This window comes from Pseudomonas sp. DG56-2 (genome assembly GCF_004803755.1).
GTDB lineage: Bacteria > Pseudomonadota > Gammaproteobacteria > Pseudomonadales > Pseudomonadaceae > Aquipseudomonas > Aquipseudomonas auratipiscis.
This window is the reverse complement of sequence record NZ_CP032311.1, coordinates 4,239,128-4,252,377: the sequence shown is the minus strand read 5'-3', so window position 1 is coordinate 4,252,377 and position 13,250 is coordinate 4,239,128. Positions and strand designations below refer to the sequence as shown.

Sequence of the window (13,250 nt, the reverse complement as noted above, 5' to 3'; positions counted from 1 at the left end):
AGTGCCAGGACTTCTATGTCATTCGCTCAACAGCGCCAAGGCATGCATGCTTGGTTTCAGGGCCAGGTAGATGTTGCAATATTGCTCGAACATAAGGTCATACATGCGCTTGTTTTCAGGGTTGGGCTGAGCGCGCGGGCGAAGCGTTCGCCAGTCCCGAACCTGCGCCAGCGTGTCGATGGCACCGATCGCCAAGGCCGCCAGCATGGCACCACCCAAGGGTGCTTCAACTTCCTCTTCAATGGTTATAACGGGATAACCCGTGACGTCGGCAATGATTTGCATCCAGAGGTCGGATCCAGATGCGCCACCTACCACGATCAGTTCGGGGTCCAATCGCCCAGATCCTCGTTGCCCGCACTCCATGTTGTGACGAAGGGCAAAGGCCAGTCCTTCAAGAACAGCCCGATACATATGTGCCTTGGTATGGAACAGCGAAAGCCCAACGTACGATCCGGAGGCTTGCGCATCCCAGACCGGACTGCGTTCGCCCATCAGGTAGGGAAGGAAGATCAGGCCGTTTGAGCCCGCTGGCGTTCCGATTGCTTCTAGTTCCATCAGATCGTGCACATCGACATTGGGCAGTAGGGCCGCCGCTTGTTTTTCCTGGGCGCAAAACTGATCCCTGAACCAACTGACCGATGCGCCGGCAGCAATAGCGCCGCCAAAAATGTAGAGGTCTCCGGCTGGATTGTGTACCGAGGGCATGCTGATCAGGCCGAAGTCAGCGTCGGTATTCTGATTGATAAAGCCCCAGCACATGCTGGTACCCATCATCGCCACGTGGTTGCCAGGTTGGACGACCCCGGCAGCTAATGTCGCCATCGCTGCATCGACCCCGCCTGCGACCACGGGCGTTCCTGCGGCGAGTCCTAGCTTGGTTGCGGCCTCGGGAAGCAGATGACCTACGATATCGCTGGATTCCACGAGCCGTTGCGGCATGAATTTCACGTCAATGCCGAGCGCTTCGAGCATGGGTACTGACCAGGTTCTCGCCTTGATGTCGTAGACGCCGCCAATGTTTCCGGCGGAGCTGTGATCGACGCTCAGCGCTCCGGTGAGGTGGTATTGCACATAGCTGTTGGGCGGAAGCAGATATCGCGTTCTAGCCCAAACCTCCGGTTTGTGGCGTTTGAGCCAAAGGATCTTGGTAAAACCGTAATAGCTGTCGATGCCATTCCCGCTTATTTGCTTGAGCTGTTGCTCATTGATGTTCTGGCGAACCCATTCCACTTCTGCCTGAGCTCGTCTATCCATCCATATCAGACACGGATGTAGCGCCCTGATGTTCTCATCTACTGCAATCCCTGACCCGCCGTACAAGCTGCTCACGCAGATGGCTTTAATCTCACTGACAGGCACCGAGCTCCTGGATACAGCGCTCGCTACCGACTCATACACCGCAGCGAGCCATACCTCCGGCCACTGCTGAGCCCAGAGAGGTCGCGGTTGCTCAATTTTGTAGGCAACTGACGCTTGGGAAATGATTGCGCCTTCGGTAGACATCAGCAGCGCTTTGGTGCTCTGAGTACCTATATCAACTCCAATCACGTAACTCATAATCCGCTTCATCGCATGGTGACCTTTACGTCGGGCGGGACTCATCTTTACTGCGCTTTTTCAAAAGGCAGGAATGATGAGAGGAAGGGTATTTGCTAATGACTAATGTAGACGTTTACATTTTTTGACTTAAAAAAACGCCAGTTAAAGTTCGAACCGTGTTGAAAGGCATGTTGATCCCGCACGGGAGTGAAATGTTAACGTGTACATTGGTTTCAAGCTAGCATAGGCATTTTGGCTTTACAATAGTTCTACCTTCCGCTTCCGGTACCATGGCAAAGCACTGAAAAAGGTCGTCAATGAACGTGAGTGTGGACAGTAATTTCATGAAAAAACCGAGCAAAGCTACAATCACTGACATCGCAAAACGGGTCAATATGACGACTGTCACTGTCTCCCGTGCATTGAACAGGCCCGAGAAGGTTAAGAAGGAGACCCTTGCGCAAATTTTGGAAGTGGCGCGTGAACTCAACTACGTACCTAACGCTTTTGCCCGAAACCTCAAAAGCCGGGAGAGCCGACTGTTCGGGTTGGTGACTGCAAGCCTGGACAACCCCTTTTACGGGGAGGTCATCAAAGCGATCACCCGTGAGGCGAAAAGGAGAGACTTTTCCCTGATGCTCTTTGACACAGACGGCTCGGCAGAGCTTGAGGCCAGAGCGATCGATACCTTGCTGAGTTATCAGGTCGCCGGAATCATTCTGTCAGTGGTCTCGGACGAGGATGACTACCATCCAAGCTACCTGCCCAAGCTTGAAATGGCTGGCATCCCCGTCGTTCAAATTGACCGAAAACTCGCGGATGCGCCTTTTGCTGGCGTTTATCTGGACAATCAGGAGAGCGGATACCGGGGGATCAGCGCATTGCTCGAACAGGGGCATCGTCACTTCCTGGTGGTGGGCGGCCCCGAGCGATCAAATATCACCTTGTCTCGCCTGGCAGGTATTCGCCGAGCACTGGATCAGTATCCAGAGCACACGTCATTGGATGTTCTGCACGGCGATTACACCCAGGGGCCTGCCCGTGAAGCGGTGAGTGAATACCTGGCACGCGGCAAGCGCCCGGATGCCATTTTTGGCCTGAATCTTTTGATCACCCTGGGTTCACTCGAAGCCATGCGCCAGCACGGGGTATCCCGGAATGACATTCAGCTATTCAGCATTGATCAGGTGCCTTACGCCCATCTCTACGGAGAGCCGATCCCTTGCATCAGTCATGACACCTACGCGCTTGGATTGAGCGCGATAAACATGCTGCTGAAAAAAATCGACGACCCTCAACACGTTCCGGCAGATGCGGTCGTGAAGGGGCAACTGCAGCCCTAGCGCTCTTTAGCGATTTTGCTGAAAGATGTTTCCTGTGGCTAATCGCTACAATGTTAACGTTGACATCGCGGAATACTGCCCCCTACATTCTCCCTCCAGACGTTTTGCAGTCTGAAAATGTAAACGTCAACATTACTCCCACAACAACAACGGTGCCTCGCCCAAGCGGGGGCCAAAAGGAGATTTCTGATGGCTAACGAACTCGTTGGCAAAGTCGCAGGCGTTACAGGGGCAGCATCGGGTATTGGCTTGGCGACTGTCGAAGCCATGATTACCGCCGGAGCTCGCGTGGTGTTGATTGATCGTGATGAGCCTGCACTGCAGCGCGCTTGTGACCGTCTCGGCAAAGCGGCTATTCCACTGGTGATTGACCTGTTGAATCCGCAGAGCTGTGCTTCTCTTCTGAGCGGCGTTTTGGATAAGGCAGGTCAGCTTGATATTTTCTATGCCAACGCCGGCAGCTACATTGGCGGTGATCTCATCGAGGCAGATGATGTCGGCATAGATCGTATGCTCAATCTCAACATAAACGCGGTCATGAAAAACATCCGTGATGTACTCCCCCACATGATCGAACGAGGGACTGGAGACATCGTCGTCACCGGTTCAGTGGCAGGTCACTTCCCCGTCTCTTGGGAGCCTGTATATGCTGCCTCCAAATGGGCTATCAATTGTTTTGTGCAGACGGTTCGGCGCCAGGTCAACAAACATGGCATTCGCGTTTCTGCGGTGTCGCCAGGGCCTGTGCTCAGCGCGCTACTCGCCGATTGGCCTGAAGAAAACCTGAAAAAAGCAAAAGAGAGTGGAAGTATTATCAACCCCTGTGAAGTGGCCGACGCAGTGATGTATATCCTGACCCGACCCCGTCATGTGACCATCCGCGACATGATCGTTCTGCCTTCTGCCTTCGACATGTAAAGACAGTGTTTGCAAGGTACCCGGTGCTGGACGCACCGGGTCATTTCTCGTTTACCTCGCCCCAACCCCCGTGGCATCGCGTGCAAACTGAAGCTACGCTTGGGGCAGCGAGCAGGTAATCCATGAGAATAATTAAAAGATGAAAACCTCAGCCAATGTGTTCGGTTTTGCAGTGAAAGTATTCAAGGCAGAGTGGCAAAACTTAGTGTTATGGGCGTACTTGCTATCGCCCTTGATCATTAGGCTGATTACAAATTATCAGTACTCACAAATTGATTTGCTGGCTTTTTATACCATGGGCATTTCATTGCTCTGGTTGTTGGCTATCAGGTTCGCCCCGGTCAGTCAGTTCAAACTTCATCTTGTTCTGCTGCCGTTTTACCTGCTGGCCGCCGTCGATTTGTTTCTGGTGCTGAATTTCAATTCAAGACTGACGGCTGCCTATCTTTTTATCGGTATGACCAACTACCGGGAGGCGGACGATTTCTTGCCGACCTATTGGCAGCCCATCAGCTTCGTGCTTGTCACCTTTTTAATTTGCTACGGGGCCGGGCTGATAGGGCTGTACAAGCGTGATCAGTATACAAATAAAGGTATTTTTGTTTTGACCCTTTGTGCCTTGGTGTTGGGCTATGGGGCGTACTTTTACAAGACCGTGAAGGTCAACTCTCTGGGAGCACACGCGGTGCTTGATCTGGTTGCCAAGGATCAAAGCACGCCGGTAGGTTACTTGTCCCAGGCAGGCCTGACTGCGCATATATACGGTGAATCCAAAAAACTGATCAAGCAACGGCAGGCATCGGAAGTAAAGTTGATGACTGTGCCGACCAAGCCACCCATAGAAACCCTGGTCTTCGTGATCGGTGAATCGTCGCGACCGCATAATTGGTCGTTGTACGGCTACGACAAAAAAACTACACCAAACCTGGATAAGCAAACAGGCATCTTCAAGTTCAATCGTATGTGTACGACCGCCCCCTACACAGCCGTGGCGGTACCCTCGATGCTCAGCCTGGAGCCCATCTCGGATTGGGATTCGATTGCCTCGACCAAATCGCTGGTGGGTATCTATCGTGCAGCCGGGTACAAAACCTATTGGTTGTCGGTACAGGAGGTCGATAGCTTCGGCGGTATCATTCCGCAAATAGCTGCAGAGGCCAACCACCGTCAATACTTTGAAAGAAGCTTCGATGGTGCATTGATTCCTGCGTACGAGAAAATCCTGAGCAACGGGGCGGGAGAGAAGCAGGCCATATTCATTCACGTGAAAGGCAGTCATTTCGACTACTCGCGCCGATACCCGGATGACTTCAAGCTGTTCACGCCATCCTCCAATAGTGCCAAGGAAAAAATTACCGCAGAGTATGACAATACGGTGCTGTACACCGATTGGCTGCTAGGGACAATTATCGACAGGCTCAAACGTAGCGAGAAGCCCTCACTATTGTTCTATTCCTCGGATCATGGCGAAAACTTGTTGGACGATAACCGCGAGTTGTTAGGCCACGGCATGGGTAATGAGTATGATCTGCTGGTCTCGGCATTCATTTGGGCATCGGACAATGTCAGGAGTCAGCCGTCACTTAACCTTATGAAGCTGAAGGATAGAGAACATCAGAAAATCAGCATATCGTCGTTGTCTCATACGCTGCTCGGCGCTACCGGGGTTCTGACCGATAAGTACAAAAGCTCACATGATCTGTTGAGTGATGATTTTGTCACCTCGAGTTGTCCGCACTTACTCGCTGGCGTCTATGTGCCCAAATTTGATTTTGAACTGTTGAACAGTGCCCGGTGAACGTTGCGCGGGCGGACTGGGGCGAAGTCGTCCAGGACAAGGGAGAGGGTCCATGAGTCAAGCACCTGAATCGGCAGTACCGAATGTTCCATCCGTTGCGTTTGAAGGCGCTCAACTGCAAACCTTGCTGGATTTGATCAGTGACGGTATCTGGGATTGGAATGCCAATACGGGCTATGTCTATCGCAACCCTGGTTGGTACAAGATGCTTGGGTATTCCAGCCACTCCTTGGATAACTCGGTGTTCACCTGGGAGAGTGTGATTCATCCTGAAGACTACCCACGGGTGATGGAGCATTTCGAGGCTTATATCACGCAGCGCGCTGAGCAGTACAAGGTGCAATACCGCTGTAAATGCCGGGATGGCAGTTACCTATGGATCGAAGACAGCGGTCATATTATTGCGCGCAATGCCGACGGTTCAGTTGCGCGGATGCTCGGGGCTCATCGCAACATTGATGCCAGCAAGCGCCTGGTTCAGCAGTTGGAGCATCAGAACTCCTCGCTAGAGGCATTGGTGGCGGAGCGCACGCGCGAGTTGTCCTGGGTCAATCAACAATTGCAGCGTCAGCTGGACGAGAATCGTGACCTGGCTGAGCGTGATGCGCTGACCTTGATCGCCAACCGCTATCGCCTGGAGAAAGTCCTGCAGCAGGAATGTGAACGCGCGCGGCGTTTTCGCCAGCCGTTGTCGCTGATTGTGATGGATGTGGATGATTTCAAGCCAATCAACGACCGTTACGGCCATGGCCGTGGCGACAGTGCGTTGATCGATATCGTCGGGCGAGTTCGAGAATGCCTGCACAGCACCGACCTGTTGGCCCGTTGGGGAGGGGATGAGTTTGTTGTGGTGATGGTCGACTCCTCGCTCGAGCAGGCCCGGCGATTGGCCGCCACCATTCGTCAGGCATTGGAACAGGCGCCCTCCGTGGGCGAGTACCCATTGACCATGAGCTATGGCGTGGTACAGCTTCAGGAGGGGGAAGACCACGCGCAAATACTGACACGCGCGGACCAAGCCTTGTACCGGGCAAAAGCGGCCGGCAAAAACAGGGTGTGTGAGTAGTTTCACCGCGATGTGCACAGGATTCCAGGCTGTGCCTACCAGTTCTGGTTCAGAGGTAAAGGTCCGGTGTGCGCGGGAAACAACGGCAGCACTTCTTCGCCCAGCTCCTGGATTATTTCTTGCGCGGGACGCTGGGCCAGGTGAATGCCTAGCGCTGCATGGTTCACACCGGCATCGCGCCATTCACCGAGCAATTCAATCAAGCCCTTGCGTCCGGTGCGCAGCACATATCCACCGCGTAGTGGTGTACGTGGGAAGTTCGCGTCTTCATCCAGATCGATCCATTCATTGGTAACGTGAGGGCGAAAGCCCTGGTCCGGAATCTGGCTGCGCCAGGCCTGAATTTTTTCTGCAAGTTGCCGTGGACCCGAAGCTGAGTGGGTGGCTTGGGGGTAGGTCAGCCAACCGTCGGCATGCTCGGCCAGCCACGGCATTGATTGACGGGATGAGCCGGTGACAAGCAAGGGAATGTTGCCAGTAGCAGGCCTGGGTAGTAGCTGCGCGGCGCTGAGGTTGCCCAGTGATGAGGCGATGTTCGTTTGGGTGCCTTGCAGCAGTTGCCGAAAGTAATCCACCGCGTCGGCGAAACGTTCGCCGCGCTCGCTGTGCTCCAAACCATACGCGGGAAACTCCACGGGACGGTCGCCCGAGGCGATGCCCATGACCAGGCGCCCACCGCTGAGTTGGTCGATGGTCGACGCGGCCTTGGCCAGGTCGATAGGGTGGCGCAGGGAAAAGATCGCGCTGCCAGTGGCCAGGGCGATTCGTTTGGTCTTCGCGGCCAGGTAGGCCAGGTAGGTGAAGGGGTCAAAAACTTGCCCGGCATCGCCGAAGGACGGATCGTACAGCGGAACGTCCCGTACCCAGACGGCAGCGAACCCAAGGCGGTCGATTTCGCCGACAAGATCGGCCTGGCCCGCAAGTACGCTCAGGTCGCCCTGATAAAAGCGTAATGGCAGAAACATGCCCAGGGTCAGTTCACCTGCAGCGAACATTCGCTGGTAGCCAGGGTGCGCAACAAATGCCGAAGCGCTGGCGCCGCTGGTAGCCGGGGTATTGCCAATTACAGTGTGGTTCATGTCGATGCTCTCCAGATGAATGTCACGGACCGGTTGCCGGTAGCGGCAAGCTGATGCCGCGCTGCACGGCGGGCCGTAGCTCCATGCGCTCATACCAGGCGTTCAGGTGTTTGAAACGACTGAAGTCGAAGTCGATGATGTGTGCGATGTGCATCCATCCGAAGGTGGCAATGTCGGCGATGCTGTACTCCTGGCCGGCCAGCCAGCGGTTGTGCTCCAACTGGTCGTTCAGGGTGGCGAAGGTCTCTTCCGTGAGGTGTCGATAGCGTTCGATAGCGGACTGGTGGGGAGGGTGCTCGAACAATTCGAAATGCACGCGTTGACCGAGAATCGGCCCCATGCTCGAGGCGTGGAACATCAGCCATTTGATAGCCGCCCAGCGCGAGGTCGGATCGCTTGGCAGCAGTCGACCGGTTTTTTCTGCCAGGTACAGCAGGATCGCCGCGGACTCGAAAAGGGTGATGCCCGAGTGCTGGTCCACCAGCACGGGAATGCGCGCATGCGGATTGAGTTGAAGAAACGCAGGGTCATGATGCTCGCCCTGATCGATGTGGACATGCTTGAGTGCGTAGGGCAAGCCGAGTTCTTCAAGGGCGATGGTGATTTTGAAGCCATTAGGTGAGCTATCGGTGTAAAGCGTCAGTGTGGGGTCGTTCATCGTTCGCTTCCTGCGCTGCATGGGCTATTCAGTTGATGTCGTGGCCTCTATCCTAGTGAGCAGCGGTAGGCTTGAAAAACGATGATTTCTCTTCTGTGGATTTAGAATTTCTAACCTGAGGTTGGCCTGTGGGAGCCGTTTTACCGTTGTTGGCATTGCGTGCCTTTACCGAAACCGGACGGCTGGGCAGCCTGAAGGCGGCGGCCGAACGTTTGGGCGTGACCCCAGGAGCGATCAGCCAGCAGATACGTTTGCTGGAGGAACGCGTCGGGGTTGTGCTGTTTGTGCGTGGCCATCACGGCGTCCATCTCACCGAGGCAGGAGCGCGGGTGCACGCCAGTCTGCTGCGTGGTTTTGATCTGATTGAGAAGTCCTACTCGACGCTGGAAAACTTCTCGTTAGAAAAAACGCTGACCATCAGCACAGTGCCTTCGTTTGCAGCGTCCTGGCTGGTGCCGAGGATCGGCGCTTTCAGTACCCAGCATCCGCACATTGAGGTGCGTGTCGAAGCTTCGGCCAAGCTTGTGGACTTCAATCGCGACCGCGTTGATATCGCTCTGCGTCACGGCCTTGGCAGCTACGCAGGGCTTGAGTCGATTCGGCTGATGGCGCCGGTACTCTTGCCGGTGGCAAGTCCACAATTGCTGGCCCAGGGCCCGGCTATCAAGGAGCCGGTTGATTGTCTGGATTACCCACTACTGCAAGACAGTGATCGTGCCGATTGGCCGCTGTGGTTGCAGGCCCATGGTGCGCAGGCAGGCGACGAGGCGCAGCGCGGGATGAGCTTCGAAGACGACTTGCTGCTGTTGCGCGCGGCGGCGGCCGGCCAGGGCATTGCGCTGGTCCAGGATACGCATGCTCAGGACGATATCGACTCCGGCAGGTTGATCGTCGCCCTGGACAAGCCCTGGCCCTCGCGCTTCGCCTACTACCTGGTCAGTCGTCCCGACATTATGCAGCGCCCTGAAGTGCAGGCATTCATCAACTGGATCAAGGCTGAAGCGCAACGTCTGCCGGTGCGTTGAACCACGGTAGTGGCGGGTAACGGCAAAAAAATACCCGCTGCGCGCTCGCACAGCGGGTCAAATCGGCCTTGGCCGCTTCAGTGTGTTACAGGTTACAGATGCAGGGCGTGACCAAGCGCCCGCAATGCCGCTTCCTGGACGGCTTCGCCCAGGGTTGGGTGGGCATGGATAGTGCCCGCCACGTCTTCCAGGCGTGCGCCCATTTCCAGTGATTGCGCAAAGGCCGTCGACAACTCCGAGACGCCGACACCGACAGCTTGCCAGCCCAGGATCAAATGATTGTCACGACGGGCGACGACACGGACGAAGCCACTTTTCGATTCCAGGGTCATGGCTCGGCCGTTGGCGGCAAAGGGGAATTGCGCGACGATGCAGTCCAGGCCTTCCTCTTCGACAGCGTTCGGGGTCTTGCCGACCACCACCAGTTCTGGGTCGGTGAAGCACACGGCGGCAATCGCAGTGGGTTCGAAGCGACGGGCTTTTCCGGCGATGATCTCGGCAACCATTTCGCCCTGGGCCATGGCGCGATGAGCAAGCATCGGTTCACCGCTCAGGTCACCGATGGCCCAGACGTTACGCATGCTGGTCTGGCAACGTTCATCGACGGCGACCGCTGCACCGTTCATTTTCAGCCCCAGGTTTTCCAAATTGAAACCTTGGGTACGAGGCTTGCGACCCACGGCGACCAACACCTGATCGGTTGCAATCTGCAGCATCGCCCCCGCTGGATCACGCACTTGCAGCAGCTTGTTGTCGGCGTCGAAGCCTTCAACACTGTGCTTGAGGTAAAGGGTGATGCCGAGTTTCTTGATCGACTCGGCGACCGGCGCCGTCAGCTCGCTGTCGTAGGTTGGCAAAATACGCTCGCGGGCTTCGACCACACTGACGTCCACGCCGAGTTTGCTGTAGGCGATTCCCAGTTCCAGGCCAATGTAGCCGCCGCCAACCACCGTCAGGCGTTGGGGCAAGGCGTTGGGAGCCAGCGCTTCGGTAGATGAGATAACCGCGCCACCCAAAGGCAGCATCGGCAATTCGACCGTGCTGGAGCCGGTTGCCAGCAACATGTGCTCGCACTGGATACGTTGGCCATCGACCTCAACACTTTTGCCATCAAGGATTTTTGCCCAGCCGTGGATCACCTTGACCCCGTGCTTTTTCAGCAGGGCAGCAACACCGCTGGTAAGACGATCGACAATGCCGTCTTTCCAGGCCACGCTCTGAGCGATGTCCAGGCTAGGCGGCGCAACCTTGATGCCCAGGTTCGAATGCTGGCTGTGCTGGCGAGTCTGGTGGAACTGCTCGGCAACGTGGATCAGCGCCTTGGAGGGAATGCAGCCCACGTTCAGGCAAGTACCGCCAAGGGCCTGACCCTCGACCAGAATGGTCGGAATGCCCAGTTGGCCTGCGCGGATGGCTGCGACGTAGCCGCCGGGACCGCCACCGATGATCAGCAACGTGGTGTTTTGAGTCTGTTGCATGGTTACTCCACAAACAGGCTGGCAGGTTGTTCGAGCAGGCCGCGAATGGCCTGGATGAAGAGTGCCGCGTCCATGCCATCGACCACGCGGTGATCGAACGAACTGGAGAGGTTCATCATCTTGCGAATAACGATCTGGCCGTTAATCACCATTGGCCGCTCGACCATGCGGTTGACGCCGACAATGGCGACCTCGGGGGTGTTGACCACGGGGGTGGAAACAATACCGCCCAAGGCACCCAGGCTGGTCAGGGTAATGGTCGAACCCGACAGCTCTTCTCGGCTGGCCTTGTTGCCGCGAGCCGCGTTGGCCAGGCGCACGATTTCACCTGCGTTGTTCCACAGGCTGCCGGCCTCGGCATTGCGTAGCACCGGCACCATCAGGCCGTTGTCGCCCTGAGTGGCAATACCGACATGCACCGCGCCGTGGCGGGTGATGACCTGGGCTTCGTCGTCGTAGGTGGCGTTGATCTGCGGGAATTCACGCAAGGCCACGACCATCGCGCGCACCAGGAACGGCAGCAGGGTCAGTTTGCCGCGGCTGTCGCCCCATTTCTTGTTCAGGTGTACACGCAGCTCTTCGAGTGCGGTGACGTCGATCTCTTCGACATAACTGAAATGCGCAACGCGGCGCTTGGCATCCTGCATGCGCTGGGCGATTTTGCGGCGCAGGCCGATGACCGGGATCTGTTCGCTGTCGGTGCGTTTGCTGTAGCCGGCAGATGCACCTTGGGTACTCTGGGTCGGCTTGGTCAGGAACGCGTCGAGGTCTTCATGCAGGATACGTCCGGCCGGGCCGCTGCCGTGGACGAAGCGCAGTTCGATACCGGCATCCAAGGCACGCTTGCGGATGGCGGGGGAGGCCAATGGGCGCTCGCCGGCCGCGCGCGGGACGATCGGGCTGGGCTGATGTGCCGAAGGGGCGGGTGGTGTGGGCTTGCTGGCTTCTTCGCGGGGCAAGCTTGCGCCCACAGGTTCTGCAACAGGTGGTGCAGGTGTGGGTTCAGCAGCTTTGCTGGCGCCTTCCTGGTGATTGCCGGCGCCTTCTACCTCGATGCGGATCAGCTCGCTGCCGACGGCCATGACCTCGCCGGGCTGACCGCCCAGGGCCAGTACCTTACCGCTTACCGGCGAGGGAATTTCCACCGTGGCTTTGTCGGTCATGACATCGGCCACGACCTGATCTTCGGTGACGGTATCACCGACCTTGACGAACCATTCCACCAGCTCGACCTGTGCGATGCCTTCACCGATATCCGGCATCTTGATGACGTGTGTGCCCATTCAGACCTCCATTACCCGTTTCAATGCCGCGCCTACCCGTGAAGGGCCTGGGAAATACGCCCATTCCTGCGCGTGCGGGTAGGGGGTGTCCCAACCGGTCACGCGTTCGATCGGGGCTTCTAGATGATGGAAGCAGTGTTCCTGGACCAGCGAGATCAACTCGGCGCCAAAACCGCAGGTGCGGGTGGCTTCGTGCACGACTACGCAGCGACCGGTCTTTTTCACCGAGGCAACGATGGTCTCCAGATCCAGCGGCCACAGGCTGCGCAGATCGATGACTTCAGCGTCGACGCCGCTTTCTTCGGCAGCCACTTGTGAGACGTACACGGTGGTGCCATAGGTCAGGACAGTTACATCGTTGCCGGGGCGAGTGATGGCCGCCTTGTCCAGCGGAACGGTGTAATAGCCATCAGGAACGGCGGCGGCAGGGTGTTTTGACCATGGCGTTACCGGGCGGTCGTGGTGGCCGTCGAAAGGGCCGTTGTACAGGCGCTTGGGCTCCAGGAAAATCACCGGATCGTCATTCTCGATCGAGGCGATCAACAGACCTTTGGCGTCGTAGGGATTCGAAGGCATCACTGTGCGCAGGCCGCAGACCTGGGTGAACATTGCCTCGGGACTCTGGCTGTGGGTCTGGCCGCCATAAATACCGCCGCCGCAAGGCATGCGCAACGTCAGCGGGGCGATGAACTCGCCAGCCGAGCGATAACGCAGGCGCGCCATTTCCGAGACGATCTGGTCGGAGGCGGGGTAGAAGTAGTCGGCGAATTGAATCTCGACCACCGGGCGCAGGCCATAGGCACCCATGCCCACGGCGGTGCCGACGATGCCGCTCTCGGAGATCGGTGCGTCGAACACCCGCGACTTGCCATATTTGCTCTGCAGGCCTTCGGTGCAGCGGAACACGCCGCCAAAGTAGCCTACGTCCTGGCCGTAGACGACCACGTTGTCATCGCGCTCAAGCATGATGTCCATGGCCGAGCGCAGGGCCTGGATCATGGTCATGGTAGTCGTCGCCATGGCGGTTTCCAACTGGATGGTGGTGTTGTGATCGTTCATG

General features: G+C 56.9%; 11 protein-coding genes. 5 read left to right on the top strand and 6 right to left on the bottom strand.

The window, feature by feature from the left end:
* Positions 1 to 18: 18 nt before the first annotated feature.
* Positions 19 to 1,560: an FGGY-family carbohydrate kinase gene (locus D3Z90_RS19455; protein WP_136477561.1), complete on the bottom strand. Its 1,542-nt coding sequence runs from the start codon at positions 1,558 to 1,560 to the stop codon at positions 19 to 21.
* A 326-nt stretch (positions 1,561 to 1,886) separates the two neighbouring features.
* Here D3Z90_RS19455 and D3Z90_RS19450 point away from each other — a divergent pair, with 326 nt between their 5' ends.
* The 4 genes from D3Z90_RS19450 to D3Z90_RS19435 all read left to right on the top strand — a co-directional run bounded on the left by D3Z90_RS19450 (position 1,887) and on the right by D3Z90_RS19435 (position 6,667).
* Positions 1,887 to 2,885 (top strand): LacI family DNA-binding transcriptional regulator, encoded by a 999-nt coding sequence (locus D3Z90_RS19450; RefSeq protein WP_136477560.1) that lies wholly within the window; start codon positions 1,887 to 1,889, stop codon positions 2,883 to 2,885.
* Positions 2,886 to 3,074: 189 nt separating this feature from the next.
* Positions 3,075 to 3,803, top strand: a complete 729-nt coding sequence (locus D3Z90_RS19445) for an SDR family oxidoreductase (protein WP_136477559.1) — start codon at positions 3,075 to 3,077, stop codon at positions 3,801 to 3,803.
* 139 nt (positions 3,804 to 3,942) lie between these two features.
* Positions 3,943 to 5,601, top strand: coding sequence for a phosphoethanolamine transferase (locus tag D3Z90_RS19440; RefSeq protein ID WP_136477558.1), 1,659 nt, complete (start codon positions 3,943 to 3,945; stop codon positions 5,599 to 5,601).
* Between the two features lie 52 nt (positions 5,602 to 5,653).
* Positions 5,654 to 6,667 (top strand): diguanylate cyclase domain-containing protein, encoded by a 1,014-nt coding sequence (locus D3Z90_RS19435; RefSeq protein WP_136477557.1) that lies wholly within the window; start codon positions 5,654 to 5,656, stop codon positions 6,665 to 6,667.
* 35 nt (positions 6,668 to 6,702) lie between these two features.
* On the opposite strand, the gene D3Z90_RS19430 is transcribed toward D3Z90_RS19435, so the two are convergent.
* Together D3Z90_RS19430 and D3Z90_RS19425 are read right to left on the bottom strand one after the other, a co-directional pair.
* Positions 6,703 to 7,746, bottom strand: a complete 1,044-nt coding sequence (locus D3Z90_RS19430) for an LLM class oxidoreductase (RefSeq protein WP_136477556.1) — start codon at positions 7,744 to 7,746, stop codon at positions 6,703 to 6,705.
* 22 nt (positions 7,747 to 7,768) lie between these two features.
* A complete protein-coding gene (locus tag D3Z90_RS19425) occupies positions 7,769 to 8,404 on the bottom strand; it encodes a glutathione S-transferase family protein (protein ID WP_136477555.1) in 636 nt (211 codons plus the stop codon).
* Positions 8,405 to 8,532: 128 nt separating this feature from the next.
* Here D3Z90_RS19425 and D3Z90_RS19420 point away from each other — a divergent pair, with 128 nt between their 5' ends.
* Positions 8,533 to 9,429 (top strand): LysR substrate-binding domain-containing protein, encoded by an 897-nt coding sequence (locus D3Z90_RS19420; RefSeq protein WP_136477554.1) that lies wholly within the window; start codon positions 8,533 to 8,535, stop codon positions 9,427 to 9,429.
* 92 nt (positions 9,430 to 9,521) lie between these two features.
* Here D3Z90_RS19420 and lpdA read toward each other — a convergent pair whose 3' ends face one another.
* The 3 genes from lpdA to D3Z90_RS19405 are packed head-to-tail and all read right to left on the bottom strand — an operon-like array spanning position 9,522 to position 13,249.
* Complete coding sequence (lpdA, locus tag D3Z90_RS19415) at positions 9,522 to 10,907, bottom strand: dihydrolipoyl dehydrogenase (protein ID WP_136477553.1); 1,386 nt, start codon at positions 10,905 to 10,907, stop codon at positions 9,522 to 9,524.
* A 2-nt stretch (positions 10,908 to 10,909) separates the two neighbouring features.
* Complete coding sequence (locus tag D3Z90_RS19410; RefSeq protein WP_136477552.1) at positions 10,910 to 12,190, bottom strand: dihydrolipoamide acetyltransferase family protein; 1,281 nt, start codon at positions 12,188 to 12,190, stop codon at positions 10,910 to 10,912.
* Positions 12,191 to 13,249 carry an alpha-ketoacid dehydrogenase subunit beta gene (locus tag D3Z90_RS19405; RefSeq protein WP_136477551.1) on the bottom strand — a complete coding sequence of 353 codons (1,059 nt, stop codon included), beginning with the start codon at positions 13,247 to 13,249 and terminating at the stop codon, positions 12,191 to 12,193. It abuts the gene before it with no gap.
* Position 13,250 lies beyond the last annotated feature (1 nt).